This window comes from Hyphomicrobium sp. (assembly GCF_051860585.1).
GTDB lineage: Bacteria > Pseudomonadota > Alphaproteobacteria > Rhizobiales > Hyphomicrobiaceae > Hyphomicrobium_C.
On the sequence record NZ_JBHYDS010000012.1, the window covers coordinates 36,722 to 59,464 of the forward strand.

Consider the following 22,743-nt stretch of genomic DNA (forward strand, 5'->3'; position numbering starts at 1 on the left):
TCGCTCAGCTAAAATGCTCCGCCGAAAGAATTGTCCCAGCGGGAAGATCGCACAAAACGCGTCGACCAAGAACAAATTCGAGCATTTTAGGCGGCAGTCCGGTGCCCGGGCGACGCACGCCGCAATTCTCGCGAGTGAGATGCTCGCCAGATCGGACGTCCGCCAGAAGCACAAGGCTGCGCCGCGCGATGGCGGCGGTATCGAGTTCTGCCTTTGTAGGGCGCTTGATGCCGTCGCCGAGTGCGCGCTCGACAGTGCGGATGTCGGCGATGAACTGCTGCAGCTCATGCGGTTCCAGCGAAGCCTTGTGGTCAGGCCCAGGTAGAGTGCGATCGAGGGTGAAGTGCTTTTCGATAATACGTGCGCCAAGCGCCACGCTTGCAAGGCCTGTGGCGTATCCAGTCGTGTGGTCAGACCAACCGACAGGTTTGCCGAAAGCCTTCTCCAACACCGGCAGCACGCGCAGATTTGAATCGGCGGGATCGCAGGGATAGTCGGAGACGCAGTGCAGGATCGCCAGTGGCGGATTGCCATTTGCTTCGATCGTACGCACCGCTTCCTCGGTTTCGGCCAAATTGCCCATACCGGTGGATATGATGATCGGCAGGCCCTTGCGTGCGAGATAGGCCAGGAAGCTCAGATAAGTAAGGTCGCCGGACGAGACCTTGAAGGCGCTGACGCCAAGCGCTTCGAGGAAATCCGCGCTTTCGAAATCGAACGGGGTCGACAGGAACGCGATGCCCTTCTCGTCGCACCGGGTACGTATCGCGCGCCAGGAAGGCTCGTCCAGCTCGAGCGCGGCCAACATTTCCGCCTGCGTCGTGACGGCCCCATCGTTCCGAAGCTGGTAGGCCGCCTTGGGCGCTTCGGCGGTGACAAGCGCGCCCGCTGAAAAGGTCTGGAACTTGACCGCGTCGGCGCCCGCGTCCGCTGCGACGCCCACGAGTGCCAACGCCTTTTTAAGATCGCCGTTATGGTTTACGCCGGCTTCGGCGATAAAATAGATCCGTGTCGGATCGCCAACTCCAAGCGTAGCCGTTCCGATGTTCGCCATCCCTTGCACGAGCCATCAATTTGGGTCAGGTAGTGTCTCTGACATATCCCTCGCGGTCAGGCAAGCAGCGACGTCACAGAATGGGGCGGGCCTAGAGCGGCTAGTTTGCGAGGTGGAGAATTCCGTGATTCCCTTGGCCATTCCGGATATCGGTACGCTGGAAGGAGAATATCTCCAAGCTTGCGTGAAAGAAAATTTCGTTTCCACGGTTGGGCGTTTCGTCACTCGGTTCGAGGATGAAATCGCCGCACTTTCGGGTACTCAAAACGCAGCAGCGACCGGTAGCGGCACTCAGGCGCTTCATCTTGCCCTGCATGCATTGGGTGTAAGTCACGGCGACCTTGTCATCCTGCCGAGTTTTACCTTCATCGCCAGCGCCAATGCCATCTCTCATTGCGGTGCCGCGCCCTGGCTGATGGACGTGGACGAGAAGACCTGGACGCTCGATCCGGGTGCCGTGGCGGAGGCGCTCGCAAATGAAACAGAGCGCAGCGGCGAAGACTTGCTTCACAAGCCCACCGGGCGCCGTATTGCCGCGATCATGCCGGTTTATACGCTGGGCACCGTCGCGAATATGGATGCATTGGGAGAAATTGCGCGCGAGTACGGGCTCCATCTTGTGGCCGATGCCGCGGCCGCTGTCGGTGCGACCTATGGCGGACGGCCCATTGGCGGACTGGCCGATCTCACCGCTTACTCCTTCAACGGCAACAAGACCATTACTTGCGGCGGTGGCGGCGCGGTAGTGGGCCCCGACGCGACGCTCGTTCAACGGGTCAAGCATCTATCGTCGACGGCCCGCGTCACCCGCGATTATGACCACGACGAAGTCGGCTTCAATTATCGGATGACGAACATCGAGGCCGCTGTGGGCTGCGCACAGCTCCAGCGCCTTCGGAGCTTTCTGGACGCCAAGCGCCGCATTCGCGAGCGCTACGACACTGCGTTCGCAGACGTTGCCGGTGTGCGCTCGTTCCCCCAGCCGGCAGCCGGCGAAAGCGCCTATTGGTTTTCGGGACTTGTAGTCGAAAGCGACCTGTTACCTGGTGTGGCGGAGCTATGCGCCGGCCTTTATGAACACGGCATCGAGGCTCGGCCGTTTTGGAAGCCGACCCATTTGCAGTTGCCGTATCGAGAGGCCCCCCGAGAAGTGCTGGCGGTGACTGACACGCTGTGGTCAAGGATCATTACCTTGCCGTGCTCGTCCGCGCTCAGCGAGAACGAGCAAGATCACGTGATTGAGGTGCTCAAGCGGCTGCTCACCGCTGTGCACACCTGATGTGGGGAAAGCGATGACATCTCTTGCAGAGATCGCTACCGGGCGCCGCGCGTCCTTCTTTGCGCCGGACATCGAAGCCTGCGCCAGTACTCTTCGCGACGCGGTGCGCGGCGCGCGCATACTTGCCATCGGCGCCGCCGGCTCCATCGGGTCCAATACGATATTCACGCTCTGCCGTTACGCGCCGCACACAGTGCACATCGTTGACCAGAACGAAAACGCGCTCGCCGAGATTATCCGCCAGTTTCGATCGTCACCCGATACCGGCAAGGTCGGCGACTTGCGCACCATGCCGTTGGACTATGGTGCGGCGGCGATGGAGCGGCTTCTTGAGCACGAGGGTCCCTACGACCTCATTCTCAACTTCGCGGCCATCAAACACGTTCGCTCGGAAAAAGACGAATATTCAATCTTGCAGATGTTGGACACCAACATTGTCAAGCAGGCGCGCCTGATGCGCTGGATCGCGAAGCACAATAAAGGCGCACGCTATTTCTCGGTGTCGACCGATAAGGCGGCCAATCCAAGTTCGTTCATGGGCGCGACCAAGCGCATAATGGAACACGTAATGTTTGCGGAGGACCACAAAGGTTCGGTCGGTCGGGTCACCTCGGCGCGCTTTGCCAACGTTGCGTTCTCTAACGGCTCACTGCTCCAATCGTTCGAAAATCGGCTTGCACGGCGCGAGCCAATCGCCTGCCCGGAGGGCATCAGCCGCTTCTTCGTCAGTCTCGAGGAGTCGGGTGAAATCTGCACGCTTGCGAGCTTGATGATTGAAAGCCGCCGCATCGCAGTACCAAAGCTCGATCCAGAAACGAGTTTGGTGCCCCTGCGCGGTGTTGCGGAGCGCTTCATCGCCCATCACCGCTACGAGCCGGTCGTATTCACGGACGAGCAAGAGGCGAAAGCCAAGCTCTCCGACGAAATCGCTGCCGGTCGTTGGCCCTTAATTCTAACGCACGGCGATACGGCGGGAGAAAAACCCTACGAGGAATTTGTCGCCGACGGCGAATGTGCCGAGCCAACCGGACTTGCCAGCATTGATGTTGTCCGTCCTACGGGCCCTAAATCCGGACGAGTTGAAACTGTCGTCGAGGCGCTGGAGCGGATCGTGATCGGGCACGATCGCGACGCGAGGGCCGACAAGGATGCGGTCAAGGCGCTCATCGGAGAATTGGAACCGGATTTTCTAGCAACGCATCGCGACTCGGCGCTCAATCTTGATCAGCGAATGTAGAATGACGGCTTCACTTGGCAAACTACTGATTTTCGGTGCGGGCGGGCACGGCCGTGTCGTCGCCTCGACGGCGCGCGCGGTCGGCTGGGGCGCTATTAGTTTTGCCGACCCGAACTGGCCTCAGTTGCGCGTGTCAGGGGATTGGCCGGTTGAGGCCGATGGAAACGACCTGTCCATGGTGGGCGACCGCGCCGTAATCGTTGGCATAGGTGATAACGAACGTCGCGTGGCACTTCTCGGTTCGCTCGCGGCCGCGGGCCTGAAAATCGCAAACGCCTTTCATCCGACGGCCTGGATATGTCCCGGCATCGCCACGGGGAATGGCACGGTCATAAACGCGATGGCGGCAGTCAATCACGGTGCAAGTCTCGGTCGAGGCGTCATTATTAATACCGGAGCGATCGTCGAGCACGATTGCGTAGTGGCGGATGGTGTTCACATCTCGCCCGGCGCGGTTCTCTCAGGCTGTGTCGAGGTGGGGACGTGTTCTTGGATCGGAGCGGGAGCGACTGTGCGCCCTGGAGTGCGGATCGGCGAGCGGGCTATAATCGGCGCCGGTGCAACCGTGGTGTCGGAGGTACCGCCCGGTGCCATCTATGCCGGCGTTCCAGCCCGTCCTTTGAACAAGGCCGATCCAGAATGATGGCATACATCGCCGCTCACAGGAGCCGTATGCGATTGTGTGTCGTTTAGCGGGTGCGGACGCAGCGGTTTCCGCCTAGTTTCCACAGTGGCCCACCAACATCGGAAGCGTTTTGAACTATGGCGCCCACCGACCTGAAGAATGTTCTTGTCATAGGGCAAGGGTCGATAGGGCAGCGCCATGTCCGCTTACTTCAAGATCGCGGCTGTAGCGTCTCAATCGTTAGCGCATTCGCAGACGGCGCTTATAGATCAATAAAAGAGGCTTTTTCGGCACAGCCCTTCGATGGCGTCGTGGTCGCCAACGTCACGTCACAACACCGCGAAGCCGTGCTCGAACTCCATGCCGTGGGTTTCGTCGGTACGCTTCTCATCGAAAAACCGTTGTATGGCGACCTTCAAGAATGCCGCGATATGGAGAGCATCGCCGCAAGCTTCGCGCACTTCGCAATCGGATACAATCTCCGTTTCCATCCTGTTGTGAGAGCACTGAAACGTGCGATCGAAGGGCATAAGGTGTTCGAGGCCCGCTTGTCGGTCGGACAATTTTTGCCCGACTGGCGGCCGGGGACAGCGTTCCGCGACGGCTCATCTGCGCGGGCAGCGGCTCGCGGCGGCGTCTTGCGCGATCTGAGCCACGAGATCGACCTCGCACTTTATCTGTTCGGGCCTTGTGAGCGACTCGTCGCCAGTGGCGGCAATCTCGGCCGACTTGATATCGAAACCGACGAGACGTGGGCCATTATCCTGCAGATGAAAAGCGGTACGCTCCTTCAGGTGGGACTGAACTACTATGACCGACCCGCGCAGCGTTCGATTTCTCTGACGACGGGAAAAGGTTCGATCGTCGGGAATCTGATAGCGGGCTCTGTTTCGTTCGATGGCCAGACGGAAAATCTCGTCACTGAGCGAGACGACAGCTACAGAGCGCTCCACGACGCCTTGTTCGTCAGATCCGGCGATGCTTGCTCGATCGAGGAAGCGATTAGTGTAATGCATGTGATCGACGCAATTGAAATTTCTCAGCGGGAACAGAGATGGGTGCGCCTTTGAAACGTCTTTGTACGATATGCGCGCGCGGCGGCTCCAAAGGTGTGCCAGGAAAAAATATTCGCCCGCTACTCGGCAAGCCGCTCATCGCTTGGAGCGTGGAGCAGGCTTTGTCCTCTGGTCTGTTCGAGTGCATAGCGGTGTCGAGCGACGATGCTGGTATTCTCGATGCTGCAAAAAAGGCGGGAGCCTATTTGCTCATCGAGCGTCCGCCTGAGCTGGCAACTGATCATTCAGCCAAGGTCCCAGCGATTCTTCACGCCGTGTCAACTGCTGAAAGCAGTACCAATACGAAATTTGATACGCTGGTTGATTTGGACGCCACTTCTCCCCTGCGGTCTGAGCTCGACATAATCAAGGCGGTCGAACTCCTCGAGGCTGGACACTGCGAGAGCGTTATTACGGGCTCTCCTGCAAGGCGATCTCCCTACTTCAATCTTGTGGAGCTACAGCCGAACGGAACCGTCCAGATCTCCAAGCCTGGCACTGGCGTTGTGCGCCGGCAGGACGCGCCTCCGACATTTGACATGAACGCCTCGATTTACGTCTGGCGGCGCGACGCGTTTATCCAAAACCCCAGCGTGTTTTATCCGACGACGATGCTGTACAAGATGCCGGAGGAGCGTTCCCACGACATCGACACGGCACTCGATTTCAAGATCGTCGAACTCATGATGGCCCCGCAGCGGGGCGGGTCGGCTGATCCCTTCGATCTGTCGGGGCGCGTGGCTATCGTGACGGGAGCGGCGGGAATTCTGGGACGGCGCTTCTGCGAAATTCTGGCCGTGCGCGGTGCGCGGGTCGCCGCGCTCGACCTCGACAAAGCCGGTGAAGTGGCTGCGGAACTGAAGGACAAATTTGGCGCCGCCATTGGCATCGATCTCGATGTGACTGATCAATCGGCCTGCCGGGATGCCGTGGAGCAGGTGGAGAGTCTTCTTGGCCCGGTCGACATCCTGCACAATAACGCTGCGTCGAAGGGACCGGATCTCGCCCGCTTCTTCGACCCGGTAGAGAGCTTTTCTGCGGATGTGTGGCGCAGAGTGGTTCAGGTCAATCTGGACGGATATTTCTTCATGGCGCAGGCCGCAGGCCCGCGCATGGCATCTCGCGGGCGCGGAAGCATCGTGCAGACATGCTCGATCTACGGCATTCTTGGTCCCGATCAGCGCATCTACGAAGGATCGGAGTATCTGGGCATGCCCATCAACACGCCGGCCGTCTATTCAGCCTCGAAAGCCGGCGTCTGCGGGCTGACCAAATACCTGGCGACGTACTGGGGCGCACAAGGCGTTCGCGTCAACACTCTGACCCCGGGTGGTGTTGAAAGTGGCCAGAATGAAGAATTTTCGCGCCGGTATTCCGCTCGCGTCCCGCTTGGACGGATGGGGACGCCGGATGATATGGCCTATGCGCTTCTCTACCTCGCGTCCGACGCGTCGCGCTATGTCACTGGACACAACCTGGTGGTGGATGGCGGCCTAAGCGCCTGGTAGACCTTCGCCGCCGGCAACACGGGCTACGGGCGCGCGGTCTCACGAAGGACGACTCACTTGCGTAGGATTCGCGAAATCCGTATGTCAGCAACCAGCAAATGCTGCGGGCATCCGGGACGGCGAAGCCATCCGGAAGAGTAGCAACCGATGAGATAAGCCAGCTGCGCCGGCGGCGGCCTGTCTTGCGATAGCTCTGAATTGCTAAGCACCGAAATTTAAAATTCCATGGTGAGTAGGCGAATGGCGCATGTTTCCGACAAGACAGATGAAGTCTCGGTTGCCGAAATCGTGTCCACGGTGTGGCGTGGGCGCGGATGGATCTTATTATACGCGTCGGTTGGCCTTGCAATCGCAGCGATATACATCATGGCGTCGGCAGTCAAAATCAACCGCCCGGTCATTTACTATATCGATCTCAATGCGATCACGAACGAGCGCTATCCTGGCGGCGCTGCGTTTTCACCGCAGAACCTAGTGACGCCGGAAGTCCTTTCAGAATTGCGGCGGCGTTTCCAGATCGATCCCAAAATTAAGCTTCGTGAGGCTATCACGGCAGCTTACGGGTCGCCGATCAGCGCGGGCATGCAACAGTATTATCAGAGGCGGCTCGAGGCTCGCAATCTTTCACAGACGGATCTCGCTGCCCTCAACACCGAATACAAGCTGGAACTGCAAGAGACGATCCGCTCATCCATCCAAATCAGTATCAATTACTCCTTGATGGGGATAGATGCAGCGGCCGGCTCGGCAATTGCACGCGCTCTGCCTGAAGTCTGGACTGAGGTTTACTCGACTCGGTACAATATTTTTGCCGACGAAAGTATCACGCCTATCTCCATCTCGGCGGTCGACGAAAGTATGGCTACGGTCGCGAGCGTTTTGGTTGTGGATTCGGCGCTGAAGACCGTCCGAAAAGGTCTGAAACGGCTTTCCGAAGACAATCGCGTTACGGGCCTGATCAGCGAAGGAGGCTTTTCTGTTGCGGCGTTGACGGAGCATCTTAATACATTCGAGAGTATTTACTTTAGCACCATCAAGGCCGCGTCGTTCCAGACCAAGGATGGGGTGGCCGCCGCATACCTGAACGTGACCCGCCAAAGGCTTGCGGAGCTCATGCGAAATGTCGCCCAGTACGATACGGCACTCGACAAGCTTTTAGGCCCGCGCCAATCTACGTTTTCCACTCGGGGGGGGGGCAGTTCGGTCCCCCAGGATGCATTACAGCTCGGAGAATCCGGGATAACCGAAATTCTCAAACTGGCTGACCGGGCCTCGTCCAACACGGTCATTTATGAGATGCTCGACAAGCGACAGAAGACGGCGTTCGAGGCATCCGCTCTCCAGAAAGAGTTCGACATCGCCTCTGGCGATCAACCGATTGCCGAGGTCGGGATCCCCCGTCCGCAGGCAGTCCTGGCACTGAGAGAGCTCACGAAGCACTACAACGGGATCTTGTCACGCGCCGAGGCGACCCTTCGCCAGCAGTTCACCACGCTCTATATGCCGAGTGCGGGTCCTTTTGTCACCGGATCTTTCCTGCCTAGTTGGGCTCCGCCCATGCTAGTTGTCTCCGGGGCGATGGGAGCTCTGATTGGCTTGTTTGTCGCATTGTTCGCAAATCGGTCCTCGAAAATGCCCCGCTGATCGTCAACAGGGATTGCTTTCGAGCTGCGAGAACTCGAATGACTTGGGATCAGCGATGATCTCTGAGGGAGGCTTACCGCAGATTTCGTAGGAGCGGCGAACGGGCTAGCTCTTGGCGAGGACCTGGAGTTTAGTTAGCGGTGCGGGGAGCTGCGGAGCTCCAGCGCTGCGATATCCGCGATGACTGCGCCAGGTTTTCAGATCGTCGGACATTTCAATTGTGATCATTGCGTCTTCGTTTCCGCTGAGCGAGATCGATGTTCGCGAATTGTGCTTCATGGGGAAGACTATGGCAGTCCCCTGCGGGTGGAGCTCACTCCACATCCAGGTCGACGTAGCACCGCTCTCGAGGCCGATGCGGACGACATTCGTGGCGCGTGCCTGCACGAACGCGGCAATCGCTTCCGGTCCGACGGGACCATGCCTTCCCGCTGGATCGCCCCCGATCGGTCGACAATGCAGACGGCCGTCATCTTCAGCGATACATCCAGTCGACGTAAGACTCTATTGCCAATCTCCATGTTCTGGACGTCACCTGTTCGGCCTTGTTCCGAATGGAGAGCTGATTCCCGGTGTCTTGTTGTGGCGGGGCCGGAATTACCCCATGTGTGAAAAGCGCCCATTTTGACGAACCGATGTACAATTCCCGCGAGCGACTGACGTACCGCATCACGAAGATCGAGGAATGCCTTCACCGCACCGCCCCCCGACGTGCCCCCTAGCCGTCCGTTTGTGGTCGGCACGCTGAGATCAGTTGCCTGACGATAAGTTTTATGCTCACAATGCCGCAGGGGGCATCAACAAAGTAGTCACGTGCCTCCGAGAGAGCACGGGTGTTTGCGTGAAAATTGATAAAGAACTGTTTCGGCCAGGCGAAGTACCCGCTTTTCGCGACTTGTTCGTCGCGGTCCCAGTCGTTGGTTTGGCTCTTACCCTTCTGTGGGTAGCCTGCCCCCGGGAGGACCCTCCGGCTCGGTTTGACGCTTTTAACGCTCAACTTTTCGCCCCCCCCGAAGCTGATTAAAAACACACGTCAAAATACGGTGGGTGATGAACTTGCAAGTTTTCGACTATGCCGACGACGCTGACAAATTTGCGCTTGCAAATGTTCTCGCGCAGGTCCGCCGACATTGGATTATACTAATGTTGCTTCCGACGGTCGCTGCATTAATTTGTGCTGCATATTTCTCAGTATTCCAGCCGAGTTACACCGGCTATTTCACAGTCCTGGCACCGCCAAAAGGCATAGCGGGGCTGAGCGTTGGCTTGAGCGATAAGCGAATGGCGACGATCGTTACGGAAGAAAGAAAAAAACTAATAATACGATGGTCTGGCGCTGACTCAAGTTCAGGAATATTGGCAGTCAAAGGTATTGTCACAAAGCTTTCCGAAATTGCGGACGCGTTTATTTTATATGCGGATGGACAGCATCAAAAGCAAGAGGGCGTCGCGAATCGGCTTTATTCGGCGATAAACAATCCATTGTATGCTGATACCGCTGAAGCGGCGGCTGCTTACGCTACAATGCTCAAGATGGCGGAAGAATACAGGGCCAGCGCGTCCGAAGTGAAAAATTGGCGTTCTGCGCTTGACGAAGAAGAAATTGTCGTTGAGCGGGATCCCAAAATCGTTATTGTTCCGCTGTTAGTCGCGCTTGCAACGTTTTTGTCCATCCTGATTGGATGCATCTTTCGCGATGCATGGCAACTATCTAATCCCGCCAAACTCACGAACCTATGAAACATTGCAGGATCGGATGAAACATTACTAACTTGTAGGGGCCCCTTCTTCAAAGTTCGCCAGCCAATTAAGCTCAATCGCGGAGCGTTGTGGTTTCTGATGCTGGGGCATCCGTTGGTACGAAATGACCTGAGACCCTCGATCTCCTCCAGATTTGGGTAAAGTTCGTAAATTCCTGACCCTCACCCCAACCGGTGCTCGTTCATAAGTAGAGTCCGTTCTGGTTATGGTCCTGGTTGGACCGGGTTGCAAACTCGCTCGGTGTGAGCCCGTTGAGGCTCGTGTGTGGCGGCAGCCGTTGTAGTCGTCGCGCCATTCGGCCATAGCGGCGCTGGCGTGGCTGAACGACCGGAACATGGTCTTCTTTCAGCAGTTCGTCGCGCAGCCGACCGTTGAAGCTCTCGACGTTCAGGATCGGCTTGCCGGGCTCGATGTAGTGCCAGGCGTCACTTGCGTGCCCTCGCGCTTGAGAAGCAGATGCAGCTGGCGATAGCCGAAGCGGCGGCGAACAGCCGCGAAGGCTTTCAGGCGCGTGCGCGGCACACCATCATCACTGCGTCGCGTCCGATACCGGAAGACCTTGGCGCGAGCCCCACCAGACGGCAGGCGCGCCGTTGCGAATAGTCTTTGTCTGTGATCGCCCCGCTCACGGCGGCCTCCGCGCCGCATGCTCCTTCAATATCCCGATGATCTGCTGCTCGTTGAACCGGCCCTTACGCATGTCGTCCCTCTCCTCTCGAGGATGACGGACTCGTCGCAGCAAGGGCTAGTTTGCGTCCAACTATCTCGCCCAATGCGAGCGCCCAGGCAATGTGTCGGCGGTGACTAGGAAACCGCGCCTGACACTACATTCAACTCGAAAGCCAACCCAGAACGCTTCTTCGAGAGCAGAAACCGCCAGCTCCGCGAAGAACCGCCGAACGAGAACGCCGTGCGCCCGATGTCGGAGGCGGTCGCCACGGTTGAATGCGAGCGCGCTCGATCCTTGGAAGCGGCAGACTGAGGGCACGGGTTGCAAAGATGCAAAGCCGGCTGAGGCAGGCGGCTTCTATTCCCGAATGGCCCCCGCCCTATCCGGGTTACGAACGACATTGCTTCAATTGGCCCAGAGGCCCAAGCCTCCAGATCCGTGTTCAATGCAATGCACCATCGATCTGATTACCGCGTCATGTACTCACAGAGGGCCACGGTTAACGCGACCGTCCACGCCGATTCGCGGAAAATAAACTCCCAATCAACGCGATTCATTATCCTGCCCCCCTTGCTCGTTGCTGCGCTAATGCAAGGGTACACTCAGGCAACATGGTTGAGATTGAGTTATTTTTGCAGTTTATTTCGTAGCCTTTTGATACAGCAGCAACACTCTCGGTCAGAGTTTCGCTAGTCATGACGGAAGCTGCTTTGTAAGGAACCAGGCCAAGGCGGGAACCACGTAGGCATGCCTATGCATCCGCGCATTCCGGCCGCCATCAGTACTTCCGCAGACTACGCTCGCGGCGGGCAGCGGGTGTGGAGAACGGTCTAGGTTCCACCAATCCGCACGCCGCCAATATCGCCGTGCAAGCGCAAGTGTTATTTTTTGCCTTTGAGCGTTCGGAGAGCGTTGATCAACCCTTCCTCCTTGTCTCTGAGGCCACGGCCGACTTGGGACGCACCGTGGAGTAGGAGCATCTCTTCAAAAACCTCATATTCATGAGGCGTCAAGTACAAGACCACGCACCGCGTGCCGTCGAGCGTCTGCTCTTTGCGAAGCTTGAGGGTTAGTTCTCGAGCCGTGCTTGTCTCTGCAAGCTGAAGTAGCTCCTCCCAGTTCCCCTTATTCACATAGTCTGAAATGAGTCGGACTTTGGTCCAGCCGATGTTTTCCAAGCGGGAACGTTCGATGCCAAGGTTCCTGAACTTCCTGTCGATGCCGGCAAGATAATAAGCCTTGCGAAGGCCGATCCCCGTGAGTTTCGCAAGGTAGCTGAATTTATCCGGCATCGTGTCCTGAATTTCACGAAAGTACCGGGCGGCTTTCATGAAATTGTCGCCGATCTCGAGTGCGGCCACTTCAAAAGCGAGCTGCGCTGGCTTGGATTTGTTGGTCATGTCGCTACCTCATGTGACTAAGTTGAAAGGTAGCGTAGGAAAATGCGTAGCCATAACAATGGATTATCGGAAAATTATCGGCCTTCAGCGGAGGTTTGCGAACTGGCAGAATTGGACGGGCAATTCAGAGATCCGCGGCGCGAATTCCCCTGAAGTGGTCCTGGCTTGCCGGAAGTTCTTTCTCGGAGAGGCGTTGCGTGCTCCGACAATGGTCGAAGCGTCGGCAGGGCAGCGTAGACCTCTCAGTTGCTGCCGCCCGCCGCAGGGGCCGCAAGCAATAGGGCTTTGTTGAGCGCGTCGCGAAGCGCAATTGCACCCTGGATGGTTCAGCGCATGTGCGCCGTCACAACAAGGTCAGTTGCGACCTTGCCACTTCCGCCAGGAATATGCCGATAGGCAGCCAGCGTCACGTTAATGATCCCGCCGTTGTTGCCGCAGCTAGGCGCCTGCTCCACGTAGATGAAAGGAGCGTGATGAGTGTCGCTCACGGTGACAGTCGTTCCAGGAGGCTGCTTCTCTGACATGGTAAACTCCGTTAATGCAATGCGATGATGCACGGGCGCTGCCAAGCCGTAAACGGCGTCGGCAATCACACTGAATATTGAAGGCTTAGGCATTGAGCGAAACAGCAGTAAGACTTAGGAACGCGGCACTGGACTGAACACTGCATTTAGCTGCACTTGAAACAACACTTAGGCAGGGCAGCGAACGCGGAGGTGCCAGCCCGACGACTGAACACGCCCCGCGCGAAGCACCTGAACTCCGTGCATCACCCTCAGCCTGCTCAAAGCACGCCGCACGCTTTGCCGATGCTTGGTCTCGATAACCACGCCGGGAAACACCGCCGAACAGAGCTCATCCACCGTCAACAATTGCCCCGGCTGTTCCTGCAGAACCTGCAAAATTGCACGCTGCACCACTCCTACTCCACGGCTCAAAACCACCTCCAGCACGCGATGAAACTCAATGACATTTCGCCTGCATGAGAGAGATCAACTCGGAAATAGAGCTCGACTCTGCCAAGCGAAGCAAGGACTCGCAGTTCGCGGCCGAAAGGCGACTCGCAATCACTTGAAGTTTTGCCAAGCCGATCCCATACATCCTTTCTCGGTCTACTTTGAGCTCTTTGAAATGTCGGTCCATGGCGGCCAAACGTTCAGCCTCGCGGACATGAATGCCAGTCAGAAACGCGAGCTCGGCAAACCTATCCGGTATCTTGTCCTGCACGGCCCGAAAAAATTCGCCGGCCAAGATCATGTTGGCGCTGATCGTCACGGCAACGTCCTCGACAACCAACTCAAGTTCCTCTTTGGACTTCACGATTGTATCCTTATGAAATGGGCACAAGAAGACGATACGGAAGCCCATCTGGGGAACAATGAATTAGACCTTCGGGAATTCGCGAAGTCGGTCGAGAATTCAGAGAACCTTGCGCACCGACCCGGTAATTGTTTGGAAGGAAACTGAATGTCGGTTGCTTTGGCCGCATCTCTGAAAAGACGCAAGACGTCCTTCGGTGGCAAACAGGGACGCGTTAACTCTAAAATGGGGATTTTTGAAATCTTCATCGGTCGGATTTCTGAAAAAATTGAGAAGGTCTAAAGAACTCAGAGACTTATGAGTTGAGGCCGCTTATCCCGTTTGTCTCTGTTGATGGCCAAAACGCCGATTTGTCCCGATATTTGTCCCGAAATCTCAGGCGATGGACAAATGTGGGCACCACTCTCCCGGATCGCAGAAGAAAGTTCACGTCGGCATTAGGACGCTCACGACTGCCGAGCTAAATTGTGCGATGTCCTCCGCCAAACCCTGCATTGACCAACAGCTCCAGACGTTGTTAGCAACGGCGACACCGTGCGCGAAGATGCTCGCTTGAGCTAAGCGTGTGGCCCGGCCGCGTGGTGGCAATCTGTGCCGGTCGCACGTCAGCGGATACAGAGATCAGCATGTGGGCGATAACGCCGGAAGAGATGGTGGCGATCAAGCTCTCGCTGCGCGTGGCCACGGTGGCGATGCTGGTGAGCCTGCCTTTCGGCGTGCTGGTCGCCTACGTCCTCTCGCGTGGCCGCTTTCCCGGTAAGATCCTGCTCGACGGCCTCGTGCATCTGCCGCTCGTTCTCCCGCCCGTCGTCACGGGCTACATTCTCCTGGTTCTGTTTGGCAGGCGCGGCACGTTCGGCGCCTTTCTGGAACAGACCTTCGGCCTCGTCCTGTCGTTCCGGTGGACGGGTGCCGCGCTCGCCGCCGCCATCATGAGCTTTCCGCTGATGGTGCGCGCCATCCGCCTTTCGATGGACGCCATCGACCGGCGAAGTGAGGAAGCGGCCGCAACCCTGGGGGCGTCGCCGATCTGGGTTTTCTTCACCGTCACCTTTCCGTTGGCGCTTCCCGGCATCATCGCCGGCTCCATGCTGGCCTTTGCCAAGGCCATGGGCGAATTCGGCGCGACGATTACATTCGTCTCCAACATTCCGGGCGAGACGCAGACCATTCCCGGCGCCATCTATGCCTACACCCAGACGCCGGGCGGCGACGCGGGCGCCTTCCGGCTTTCGGTCGTCGCCGTCGCGCTGTCGTTTGCGGCCCTCATCGCGTCGGAACTGATGAGCCGGCGCGCCGGCCAGCGTAGGGCGGGTTTCGAATGATCGAATTCTCCTGCCGCCTCGCCCGCGCGCGTTTCACCCTCGACGCGAGCTTCGCCGCGCCCGGCGGCTGCCTGGCGCTGTTCGGCCCATCCGGCTCCGGCAAGACGACGATTGCCAAGCTGATTGCCGGTCTCGATCGTCCCGACAGCGGCCGCATCGTGGTCGGCGACCGGGTGCTGGTGGACACGGACGCGGGCATTCGCACGCCGGTGCACCGCCGGCGCGTCGGCTTCGTCTTTCAAGACGGCCAGCTGCTGCCCCATCTCACCGTGCGCCAGAACCTGGACTACGGGCGCTACTTCACCCCGGACGACGCGGCCGTCGCCGGGTTCGACGCGGTCGTCGATCTGCTCGGCATCGGCCATCTTCTCGCGGCCCGCCCGTCAACGCTCTCAGGCGGCGAGCGCCAGCGCGTCGCGATCGGCCGCGCGCTGCTGGCGTCCCCGCGTCTGTTGGTCATGGACGAGCCGCTGGCCTCGCTCGACGCGGACCGCAAGCTCGATATCCTGCCGTTCATCGAACGCCTGCGAGACGAGCTGGCATTGCCGATGATCTACGTCTCGCACGCCATCGAGGAGGTCGCGCGCCTCGCCACCAAAGTCGTCCGCCTCTCGCAAGGCCGCGTCGTCGCCGAAGGCACGCCGTCCGACGTGTTCGCGACCGCGCTCCCCGATGCTACGCGTGACCGGTTCGAGCTGGTCTCGTTTCTGACCGGCACAGCCGTCCGCGAATTGCCGGACTACGGCATGACAGTGCTCGCCCACCCCGCCGGAGAAATCACGCTCCCGAGCCGGTTCGGGCCGCCCGGAAAATCGCTGCGCGTTGCAGTGCGGGCGACCAACGTCACGCTGGCGACCGAAAGCCCGCACGGGCTCAGCGTCAGGACGTCGCTGAAGGGCCGCGTCCGCAGTGTGGCGCTGGGCGACGACGCGTCGGCGCTGGTCGTGGTCGAGCTTGAAGGGGGAGACCGGATATCCGCGCTGCTGACCCGCCTCGCCGTCGCCGATCTCGGGCTGACTGAAGGACGCGACGTCTATGCGCTGGTCAAGGCCGTGGCCATTGACGAGCGTGCTGTCGGCTCATTCTGATCGAAAGGAAGGAGATCTGATCGGGGCGGAAGGAAGTGGTGCCCAGGGGGTGAATTGAACACCCGACACTGCGATTTTCAGTCGCATGCTCTACCAACTGAGCTACCTGGGCTTTTTGCTTTGGAAGACGGCAGCGCCGTCGAAAGCTCGCGCTTTATAGAGTGGTTCAGTTGAAGTGTGAAGCGCTTTTCCGCCGCGTCGCGCGAGAACGCAAAAATGGTGTGCAGGCGGTCGGTTACGGGCAATGACAGACCGCGGCCAACGGCGGCGCTAGGGCTCTTCGTCGGGCCCCTCCCCGTGCTCGAGCGAGCCGAGCTCCTTGGCGATGGCCTCGTCGCCGTCCTCGTCCGCATCGCTTTCGCTGGTGATCACGTAAGCGCCCGCCACCCAGCGGCCGAGATCGATGTCGGCGCAGCGCGACGAGCAGAAGGGCCGCACGGCATGAGCTGTCGGCTTCCCGCAGATCGGGCATCGCCCGCCGGACGGCTTCGGTTTGGTGGGATCGTCGGACGACGTCATGCCGGCCTCATTCGGCCTCGGCCTCCGCCGCGCGGAGCCAGTTGAAATGCACCGGGAAGCCTTCGCCGATGAGCAGGCTCACGACCTCGGTCAGCGGCAGCCCGACGACGTTGGTGTAGGAGCCGGTGATGGCCCGCACAAAGCAGCCCGCGAGCCCTTGGATGGCATACCCGCCCGCTTTGCCACGCCACTCGCGAGAGGCGATGTAGGCCTCGATCTCGGGCTTCGTGAGATGCTTGAAGCGCACGCGCGTGTCGACGATCTTGGTGCGGATGCGGTCGTCGGGCGTGATGAGGCACACCCCTGTCAGCACCCGGTGCGAGCGCCCGGATAGCCGTTCCAAGGTCGCGACGGCTTCTTCGATGTGCTCCGGTTTGCCGAACACGCGCCGCCCCACGGAAACCACCGTGTCCGCCGCCAGCACGTAGGCGCCCGCGATGTCCGTATCGTTGGCGATCTGGTCGCGCGCCGTTTCGGCTTTGGACCGCGCCAGGCGCGTGGCGAGCGAGCGGGGCATTTCCGCAAGCCGCGCCGTCTCGTCGATGCTGGCCGGCCGCAGCGCATCGGGCTCGATCCCGGCCTGCGCGAGCAGCGTCAGCCGGCGCGGACTGGCGCTCGCGAGCACCAGCTTGTGCGCGCCGGGCGGACCGCCTTCGCGGGCGTGCTCCCTTGCCAGCTCGCGCCGGAGGGTCTCGCGGCGAGGGCTGTCGGTGCGTTTGAAGGAGGAGAGGAAACCGGCCTTGACCGAGCTCATTGGGATCCGCTGCAGGTGTTTCGAACGGGCAGGATGTGCGTGCGGGGCTGTGGCCCGATAAACGAGCCACAGCGGGAATTGGCGGCGCGACTGTGACGGTACGAAGGCAGGGGCGGCTGCGGCGGGCACCCAGTGTGGCGACGCGAAAACCCCTGTGAATTCCGTGCGGAGAATGCAGAGAGCCTTACCGAAAAGCAAGAAGCACGTTGCCATTGCTCCCGGTTCCCGCGAAACTCCGTCCTGTGATTGGTATTTGTTATTGGACGGCTGTGCGGAGCACAGCGAATGGCTGCTGTGCGGAGCACAGCGAACGATGGCTATGCGGAGCACGCGATGATCTCCAAGGATGCGCTACTTGAGATGCTGGGCCGAACGGCGCTGTTCGGGGCCCTCGAGGAAGCCGAACGAAAGGCCGTGGCGCAGGAGATGCGTGAAACGTCTTACGACGCCGGCCAGGTGATCTTTGCGCGCGGCGACGCCGGCCGCGACATCTACCTGGTGACCGCAGGACGTGTGCGCCTTTCGGTCCTGACGGCGGAAGGCCGGGAGCTGTCGTTCGCCCACTCCGAGCCCGGCCAGGTGTTCGGCGAGATTTCGGTACTGGATGGCGGCGTCAGAACCGCCGACGCCACGGCCGTGAGCAAGGTCACGGCCATGACGCTGTCGAAAGGCGCGCTGAACCGTTTGATCGAGCAGCGTACCATCGTCCGCGAGGCGGTCATAAAATTCTTGTGCAGCCGCGTCCGCGAGGCCGATCATCAGCTCGAAGGCATCGCGCTCTACCCGATCGAAGTCCGTCTCGCGCGGTTTTTCCTGGCCGCCGCACGGCAGAAGCCGGACTTCAAGCCCGGCGCCAAGGTGGTGCTCGATCTGCCGATCTCGCAAAGCGAGCTTGCCCTCCTCATCGGCGCCAGCCGCCCGAAGGTCAACGCGGCCCTGGCCATGCTGGAGGACGGCGGCGCCATCGAGCGCAAGGAGAGCCGCTTCACCTGCGATATCGATGAACTCGAAGATATCGCCGGATCGTAAGGGGCGCACAGTGCCACCGCCGAATGATCCTGGGTTGGACCCCGCATCTCGCCCCGGGAGGTCCATCATCCGTTTGTGGCCGTCGCACCGGCTGGCGGATCTCGGCCATGGGCTGAACCGATTGGCGAAGGCCGGAACGCACGGCTACCCGCCGGACACGCAGCGCCGGCTGATGATCTTGAACATGATCGCCTATCTGATCGTGGTCACGACTCTGATCTATGCGCTCCAGCAGACCTTCCTCGACTACGATCGCTTCTGGCCGATCATCCACATCAACTTCGCCATCGTGGCCATCGTCGCCGCCGTGCCGCTGGTGCATCGGTTCGGCCCGGTGGCGGCCGCGCTTCTGATCCTAATCACCGAATGCGCCGCCCTGTTCGCGCTCACCTACTATCTCGGCCGGAACTCGGGTCTGCACATCCAGTACATCGCCTTCTCGGCAGCCGCCTTCGTCGTCTTCGGGCTCGGCCGCGTCTGGCTGATCCTGCCTTCAATTCTCGTCGCGCTCGTGCTGCACATCGTGTGCTGGTTCTGGTTCCCGGTCGGGGCCCTGCCGACCGATCAGAACGTGTTGGATTCCCTTTACACGCAGGCCGCCATAACCACCTTCGGCCTGATCGCGGCAGCCGTCTTCTATTCGTTCCGGCTGGCGGAGAACGCCAAGGCCGAAACCGAAGCCCTGCTCCGCAATATCCTTCCGGACTCGATCGTCGAGCGGCTGAAGGAAAAGCCCACCGAACATGTCGCGGACACCTTCACGGACACCTCGACCCTCTTTGCGGACATTTCGGGCTTCGTGGCCCTCGCCCGAAAGCTCGGCGCGGGCGAGACGGTGTCGCTGCTCAATACGCTCGTGACGATGTTCGATGATCTGGCCGAGCGCCACGGCGTGGAGAAGATCAAGACCATCGGCGACGCCTACATGGTGGCCTCAGGCGTACCGGTGCCGGTGCCGGATTTTGCCGCCCGCCTCGCCCGCATGGCGCTCGATATGCAGAAGGCGGTGGACGAGGTCCGCGCGCAAACCGGCTACCAGATCACCATGCGCATGGGGATTGCGACTGGCCCCGTCATGGCCGGCGTCATCGGCCGGCAAAAGTTCAGCTACGACATCTGGGGCGACGCGGTGAATCTGGCGGCGCGACTGGAAAACACGTCCGTGCCTGGCCGCATCCACGTCTGTCCCGACACGTATGCGCGGCTCGCCGCCGAATTCGAGTTCGAGCCGCGTGGCGAGATCGACATCAAGGGCGTCGGCAAGCAGGCGACCTGGTTCCTGCTCTCCGAGCGGCAGTCTCCCGCCGCGCCGCCGGCCGCCTAGCGCCGCATTAGAGTGCTTCCGGAAAAGTGGGAACCGGTCATGGCGAAGCCATGCCGGCCAAGCGTCCGATAAGAAGCACGATAAAACAAAGGGCTAGAGTCTTTCCGCGATTCAACCAAAACCGGAAAGACTCTAGATCGACGGGCCGCCGCCGGGCGGCAGGAAGCGTGTCTTGACCCGCTGAAAGAGCGAATCCCGCACGGCCCGGTACGCGATCAAGATCTGCTCCCGGTCTCCGCTCTCGAGCATGACGGTCGCGTCCGGCGTCGGCCAATATTCGATATCGGCGGGCATGATGCGGGTCAGTTCCACGCCATGGTGATGCGCTTCCGGCGACAGCGTGACGATCAGGTCGAAGGTCTCGCTTTCGATATCCTTGAGCGGCGCGGGTTCATGCTCGGACATGTCGATGCCGATCTCGTCCATCACCGCGACGGCATACGGGTCGAGCATTCCGGCCCGCACGCCGGCCGATGCAACGTGGATGCGTCCGCCGATGAGGTGTTGAAGGATGGCCGCGGCCATGGGGCTGCGCACGGCGTTCAAGGCGCACGCAAACAGCACCGAACGAGGCGCGTCCCCCTCGCGGTCCACGCCGCTAACCCTTCCAGTGAAGGGCCGATATCAGCGTGAAGAGGCGGCGTGCGGTATCGAAGTCGATCTTGATCTTGCCTTCCAGGCGTTCGACGAGCACGCGGCTGCCCTCGTCGTGCAGGCCGCGCCGTCCGACGTCGATGGCCTGGATGCGCGACGGCTGCGCCGTGCGGATGGCCTGGTAATAGCTGTCGAGGACCAGAAAGTAGTCTTTCATGATGCGCTTGAAGGGCGTCATCGAAAGGTAGTGCGTGACGAGGGGATCGGCCTCTTCGCCCGGCGTCTGGTAGACCGACAATGCGAGCCGGTCTTCGACGATGCCGATCGTAAGCTTGTAAGGCCCGTCATCGCGTCCATCGACCTCGAACGAGTTTTCGTCGAGCAGGTCGTAGATGGCCACTTCGCGCTCGTGTTCGATGTTGGCGTTGCCGCGCCCGATCGAGGCGGGATCGAGCACGACCTCGCTCAGCCGGTGCTTGGTCGCGACGGGCTCGGATGATGCCTCGATCATGCCTTATCCTTTTTCGAAAGGCGGATGGCCACGGAGCGGCGATGTGCGTCGAGCCCCTCGGCTGCGGCCAGCGTCATGGCGGCCGGGGCGAGTTTGCCGAGCGAGCTTTCGTCGAGTTTCAGGATCGACGTGCGCTTCATGAAATCGAGCACGCCGAGGCCGGACGAAAATCGCGCGCTGCGCGCCGTCGGCAGGACGTGGTTGGACCCGGACACGTAGTCGCCGATCACCTCGGGCGTGTAGGCTCCGAGAAACAGCGCGCCGGCGTTGCGGATGCGCGCGCCGAGCGCGTCCGGATCGCGCGTCGCGATCTGGAGATGCTCGGCCGCGATGCGGTCGGCGATCGCCGGGGCCTCATCGAGCGATGCAATGAGAATGATCGCGCCGAAGTCGCGCCAGCTCGCCGCTGCGATGTCCCGCTTCGGAAGCACCTTGAGCTGCCGCGCCACGGCGGCTTCGACTGCGTCGGCAAAGGCCGCATCGTCGGTCATCAGGATCGATTGGGCGGCCGTGTCGTGCTCGGCCTGCGCCAACAGATCCGCCGCGATCCATTCCGGATCGTTGAAGCGGTCGGCGATCACCAGCACTTCCGACGGGCCTGCGATGCTATCGATCCCGACCGTCCCGAACACCTGCCGCTTGGCCGCTGCAACGTACGCATTGCCCGGGCCGACGATCTTGACCACGGGCCGGATCGTCTGCGTGCCGTAGGCGAGCGCGGCGATGCTCTGCGCGCCGCCGACGCGATAGATTTCTTCGACGCCCGCCATCTTGGCTGCGGCCAGCACGAGTGGATTGAGGTCGCCGCGCGGCGACGGCACGACCATCACCAGTCGCTCGACGCCGGCGACCTTGGCCGGGATGGCGTTCATCAGCACGGAGCTGGGGTAGGATGCGAGCCCGCCGGGAACGTAGAGGCCGGCGGATTCGACGGCCGTCCACCGGTGCCCGAGCGTCACGCCCGCGGTGTCCGTGTAGATCTCGCTCGACGGCAGATGGCGGCGGTGATGCTCCGTGATGCGGTCGCTTGCGAAGCCGAGGGCTTCGAGCGTTTCGGGGCTGCAGGCGCGGAACGCGTCCTCAACCTCACTGGCTGTCACGCGAATGCCGCGACTGCCGAGATCGACATGATCGAACTTCTGCGAGAGATCGATCAGCGCCTGGTCGCCGCGCGCGCGCACGTCCGCAAGAATGGCGCGAACAGCCAAATCGACGTCTTCGGAGGCTTCTCGTTTGGTGGCGAGAAACGCCTCGAAGGAGGTGGCGAAGCCGGGATCCGACGATATCAGCCGCAGAGGCATTGAAGCTCCGTAGTCGCGCCAAGGGCGCAAGGGACAGACGCGCCTTCGGCGCAAAGGATAATCGCGCCTTCGGCGCACGTGGGGGACCGCGCACGGGGCCAACAGATGCGCCCCGTTATAGGCGACACCCGCCGAAGGCGAAAGCGCACTTGAGTCACAGGCTTGCGCAACGTTGAAGGAGGAGGTGGGCCGCAGCCTTTTTGGCCCGCAACGTTGGGTGCCGCGCTGGGTCCGCGGGGGGCTAGTCCCCGGCGTGCTCCGGCTTGCGCGGCGTTTCCCAGGCCGCGCCAAGATCGGTCAGCGCGGCCTCGATGCAGTCGACCTCGAGCCGGATGCGGCCGCCGCCCGCGAACGTCAGCAGAATGGCCCCCTGCGGCGTTTCGCTAGGCTCGAACGTCAGGGTTAAGAGCGACAGCACCTGATCCCTTTGCAGGAGATCGATGCCGGAGACCTGCGCCCCAGTGACGTGCTCCACGCGCACGCCGGCGCGCCGCCGGACGAAGCGGCCGGGTTTTTTCGGCTTGGGTTTCGCGGCCAGGGATTTTGCAGCGAGTGATTTTGCGGCGAGCGTCCAATCGAAGCGATTGAGCACAACCGCGAACCGCCGGTCGGCCTTGAGGAAGGCCATGTCCTCGACCCGGATCACCGCATCCTGAAGATGGGCACCGATGATGGAAAGATCCTCATCATCGAACGCGATCAGTTTCAGGTCGGCCATGGGCTTGGGTCTCTCTCGGGCAAGTCC

At 60.6% G+C, this 22,743-nt stretch carries 21 protein-coding genes, 1 tRNA gene and 2 pseudogenes; 11 read left to right on the forward strand and 13 right to left on the reverse strand.

What is annotated here, in order from left to right:
* Positions 1-4: 4 nt before the first annotated feature.
* Positions 5-1,054, reverse strand: coding sequence for an N-acetylneuraminate synthase (gene neuB, locus ACTIFK_RS16775; RefSeq protein ID WP_439544159.1), 1,050 nt, complete (start codon positions 1,052-1,054; stop codon positions 5-7).
* 124 nt (positions 1,055-1,178) lie between these two features.
* Between neuB and ACTIFK_RS16780 the strand changes: the two genes are divergently transcribed.
* From ACTIFK_RS16780 to ACTIFK_RS16810, 7 genes are all read left to right on the forward strand, one after another.
* On the forward strand, positions 1,179-2,333 hold the full coding sequence (locus tag ACTIFK_RS16780) for an aminotransferase class I/II-fold pyridoxal phosphate-dependent enzyme (protein WP_439544160.1): 1,155 nt from the start codon (positions 1,179-1,181) through the stop codon (positions 2,331-2,333).
* Positions 2,334-2,346: 13 nt separating this feature from the next.
* Positions 2,347-3,570 (forward strand): polysaccharide biosynthesis protein, encoded by a 1,224-nt coding sequence (locus ACTIFK_RS16785; RefSeq protein ID WP_439544161.1) that lies wholly within the window; start codon positions 2,347-2,349, stop codon positions 3,568-3,570.
* A gap of 1 nt (position 3,571) precedes the next feature.
* The gene (locus ACTIFK_RS16790) at positions 3,572-4,213 is read left to right on the forward strand and encodes an acetyltransferase (protein ID WP_439544162.1); all 642 of its coding nucleotides are present in this window, start codon (positions 3,572-3,574) and stop codon (positions 4,211-4,213) included.
* A gap of 119 nt (positions 4,214-4,332) precedes the next feature.
* Positions 4,333-5,265 (forward strand): Gfo/Idh/MocA family protein, encoded by a 933-nt coding sequence (locus ACTIFK_RS16795; RefSeq protein WP_439544163.1) that lies wholly within the window; start codon positions 4,333-4,335, stop codon positions 5,263-5,265.
* On the forward strand, positions 5,250-6,758 hold the full coding sequence (locus tag ACTIFK_RS16800) for an SDR family oxidoreductase (protein ID WP_439544164.1): 1,509 nt from the start codon (positions 5,250-5,252) through the stop codon (positions 6,756-6,758). Before ACTIFK_RS16795 ends, ACTIFK_RS16800 begins: the two co-directional genes overlap by 16 nt.
* 240 nt (positions 6,759-6,998) lie before the next feature.
* On the forward strand, positions 6,999-8,402 hold the full coding sequence (locus ACTIFK_RS16805) for a hypothetical protein (protein WP_439544165.1): 1,404 nt from the start codon (positions 6,999-7,001) through the stop codon (positions 8,400-8,402).
* Between the two features lie 1,143 nt (positions 8,403-9,545).
* Positions 9,546-10,142 (forward strand): hypothetical protein, encoded by a 597-nt coding sequence (locus tag ACTIFK_RS16810; RefSeq protein WP_439544166.1) that lies wholly within the window; start codon positions 9,546-9,548, stop codon positions 10,140-10,142.
* Positions 10,143-10,437: 295 nt separating this feature from the next.
* Here the strand turns inward: ACTIFK_RS16810 and ACTIFK_RS16815 are convergent.
* The 5 genes and pseudogenes from ACTIFK_RS16815 to ACTIFK_RS16835 all read right to left on the reverse strand — a co-directional run.
* Positions 10,438-10,584 (reverse strand): annotated as a pseudogene (locus tag ACTIFK_RS16815) (integrase core domain-containing protein); the annotation flags it as partial.
* Between the two features lie 14 nt (positions 10,585-10,598).
* Positions 10,599-10,795: pseudogene (locus tag ACTIFK_RS16820) on the reverse strand (IS3 family transposase); the annotation flags it as partial.
* Positions 10,796-11,714: 919 nt separating this feature from the next.
* The gene (locus ACTIFK_RS16825) at positions 11,715-12,233 is read right to left on the reverse strand and encodes a hypothetical protein (protein ID WP_439544167.1); all 519 of its coding nucleotides are present in this window, start codon (positions 12,231-12,233) and stop codon (positions 11,715-11,717) included.
* Positions 12,234-12,559: 326 nt separating this feature from the next.
* Positions 12,560-12,757 carry a hypothetical protein gene (locus ACTIFK_RS16830; protein ID WP_439544168.1) on the reverse strand — a complete coding sequence of 66 codons (198 nt, stop codon included), beginning with the start codon at positions 12,755-12,757 and terminating at the stop codon, positions 12,560-12,562.
* 439 nt (positions 12,758-13,196) lie between these two features.
* A complete protein-coding gene (locus ACTIFK_RS16835) occupies positions 13,197-13,553 on the reverse strand; it encodes a hypothetical protein (RefSeq protein WP_439544169.1) in 357 nt (118 codons plus the stop codon).
* 626 nt (positions 13,554-14,179) lie between these two features.
* Here ACTIFK_RS16835 and modB point away from each other — a divergent pair.
* Together modB and modC are read left to right on the forward strand one after the other, a co-directional pair.
* Positions 14,180-14,878, forward strand: a complete 699-nt coding sequence (gene modB, locus ACTIFK_RS16840) for a molybdate ABC transporter permease subunit (protein WP_439544170.1) — start codon at positions 14,180-14,182, stop codon at positions 14,876-14,878.
* Positions 14,875-15,966: a molybdenum ABC transporter ATP-binding protein gene (gene modC / locus ACTIFK_RS16845; protein ID WP_439544171.1), complete on the forward strand. Its 1,092-nt coding sequence runs from the start codon at positions 14,875-14,877 to the stop codon at positions 15,964-15,966. Before modB ends, modC begins: the two co-directional genes overlap by 4 nt.
* 36 nt (positions 15,967-16,002) lie before the next feature.
* On the opposite strand, the gene ACTIFK_RS16850 is transcribed toward modC, so the two are convergent.
* The 3 genes from ACTIFK_RS16850 to ACTIFK_RS16860 all read right to left on the reverse strand — a co-directional run bounded on the left by ACTIFK_RS16850 (position 16,003) and on the right by ACTIFK_RS16860 (position 17,239).
* Positions 16,003-16,078, reverse strand: a tRNA-Phe gene (locus ACTIFK_RS16850).
* A 158-nt stretch (positions 16,079-16,236) separates the two neighbouring features.
* Positions 16,237-16,485, reverse strand: coding sequence for a DNA gyrase inhibitor YacG (locus ACTIFK_RS16855; protein WP_439544172.1), 249 nt, complete (start codon positions 16,483-16,485; stop codon positions 16,237-16,239).
* A 7-nt stretch (positions 16,486-16,492) separates the two neighbouring features.
* Positions 16,493-17,239: a Maf family nucleotide pyrophosphatase gene (locus tag ACTIFK_RS16860; RefSeq protein WP_439544173.1), complete on the reverse strand. Its 747-nt coding sequence runs from the start codon at positions 17,237-17,239 to the stop codon at positions 16,493-16,495.
* A 285-nt stretch (positions 17,240-17,524) separates the two neighbouring features.
* On the opposite strand from ACTIFK_RS16860, the gene ACTIFK_RS16865 reads away from it, so the two are divergent.
* Both ACTIFK_RS16865 and ACTIFK_RS16870 read left to right on the forward strand, forming a co-directional pair.
* A complete protein-coding gene (locus ACTIFK_RS16865; RefSeq protein ID WP_439544174.1) occupies positions 17,525-18,268 on the forward strand; it encodes a Crp/Fnr family transcriptional regulator in 744 nt (247 codons plus the stop codon).
* Between the two features lie 73 nt (positions 18,269-18,341).
* A complete protein-coding gene (locus tag ACTIFK_RS16870) occupies positions 18,342-19,592 on the forward strand; it encodes an adenylate/guanylate cyclase domain-containing protein (protein WP_439544175.1) in 1,251 nt (416 codons plus the stop codon).
* 132 nt (positions 19,593-19,724) lie between these two features.
* Here the strand turns inward: ACTIFK_RS16870 and ACTIFK_RS16875 are convergent, their stop codons facing one another.
* The 4 genes from ACTIFK_RS16875 to ACTIFK_RS16890 all read right to left on the reverse strand — a co-directional run bounded on the left by ACTIFK_RS16875 (position 19,725) and on the right by ACTIFK_RS16890 (position 22,716).
* Positions 19,725-20,186 carry a low molecular weight phosphatase family protein gene (locus tag ACTIFK_RS16875; RefSeq protein WP_439544176.1) on the reverse strand — a complete coding sequence of 154 codons (462 nt, stop codon included), beginning with the start codon at positions 20,184-20,186 and terminating at the stop codon, positions 19,725-19,727.
* Positions 20,187-20,190: 4 nt separating this feature from the next.
* Positions 20,191-20,697 (reverse strand): UPF0262 family protein, encoded by a 507-nt coding sequence (locus ACTIFK_RS16880; RefSeq protein ID WP_439544177.1) that lies wholly within the window; start codon positions 20,695-20,697, stop codon positions 20,191-20,193.
* Complete coding sequence (hisD, locus tag ACTIFK_RS16885) at positions 20,694-21,998, reverse strand: histidinol dehydrogenase (RefSeq protein ID WP_439544178.1); 1,305 nt, start codon at positions 21,996-21,998, stop codon at positions 20,694-20,696. The genes ACTIFK_RS16880 and hisD overlap by 4 nt, the downstream gene beginning before the upstream one ends.
* 241 nt (positions 21,999-22,239) lie before the next feature.
* Positions 22,240-22,716 (reverse strand): DUF2948 family protein, encoded by a 477-nt coding sequence (locus ACTIFK_RS16890; RefSeq protein WP_439544179.1) that lies wholly within the window; start codon positions 22,714-22,716, stop codon positions 22,240-22,242.
* Positions 22,717-22,743: the final 27 nt, after the last annotated feature.

Bases quoted from the DNA above. Each gene is read 5' to 3' on its own strand.
- ACTIFK_RS16810 (WP_439544166.1), top strand. From the start codon at position 9,546: ATGTTGCTTCCGACGGTCGCTGCATTAATTTGTGCTGCATATTTCTCA.
- hisD (WP_439544178.1), bottom strand. From the start codon at position 21,998: ATGCCTCTGCGGCTGATATCGTCGGATCCCGGCTTCGCCACCTCCTTC.
- modC (WP_439544171.1), top strand. From the start codon at position 14,875: ATGATCGAATTCTCCTGCCGCCTCGCCCGCGCGCGTTTCACCCTCGAC.
- ACTIFK_RS16855 (WP_439544172.1), bottom strand. From the start codon at position 16,485: ATGACGTCGTCCGACGATCCCACCAAACCGAAGCCGTCCGGCGGGCGA.
- ACTIFK_RS16890 (WP_439544179.1), bottom strand. From the start codon at position 22,716: ATGGCCGACCTGAAACTGATCGCGTTCGATGATGAGGATCTTTCCATC.
- ACTIFK_RS16805 (WP_439544165.1), top strand. From the start codon at position 6,999: ATGGCGCATGTTTCCGACAAGACAGATGAAGTCTCGGTTGCCGAAATC.
- ACTIFK_RS16795 (WP_439544163.1), top strand. From the start codon at position 4,333: ATGGCGCCCACCGACCTGAAGAATGTTCTTGTCATAGGGCAAGGGTCG.
- ACTIFK_RS16865 (WP_439544174.1), top strand. From the start codon at position 17,525: ATGGCTGCTGTGCGGAGCACAGCGAACGATGGCTATGCGGAGCACGCG.
- neuB (WP_439544159.1), bottom strand. From the start codon at position 1,054: ATGGCGAACATCGGAACGGCTACGCTTGGAGTTGGCGATCCGACACGG.
- ACTIFK_RS16790 (WP_439544162.1), top strand. From the start codon at position 3,572: ATGACGGCTTCACTTGGCAAACTACTGATTTTCGGTGCGGGCGGGCAC.
- ACTIFK_RS16785 (WP_439544161.1), top strand. From the start codon at position 2,347: ATGACATCTCTTGCAGAGATCGCTACCGGGCGCCGCGCGTCCTTCTTT.
- ACTIFK_RS16880 (WP_439544177.1), bottom strand. From the start codon at position 20,697: ATGATCGAGGCATCATCCGAGCCCGTCGCGACCAAGCACCGGCTGAGC.
- ACTIFK_RS16825 (WP_439544167.1), bottom strand. From the start codon at position 12,233: ATGACCAACAAATCCAAGCCAGCGCAGCTCGCTTTTGAAGTGGCCGCA.
- modB (WP_439544170.1), top strand. From the start codon at position 14,180: ATGTGGGCGATAACGCCGGAAGAGATGGTGGCGATCAAGCTCTCGCTG.
- ACTIFK_RS16830 (WP_439544168.1), bottom strand. From the start codon at position 12,757: ATGTCAGAGAAGCAGCCTCCTGGAACGACTGTCACCGTGAGCGACACT.
- ACTIFK_RS16800 (WP_439544164.1), top strand. From the start codon at position 5,250: ATGGGTGCGCCTTTGAAACGTCTTTGTACGATATGCGCGCGCGGCGGC.
- ACTIFK_RS16860 (WP_439544173.1), bottom strand. From the start codon at position 17,239: ATGAGCTCGGTCAAGGCCGGTTTCCTCTCCTCCTTCAAACGCACCGAC.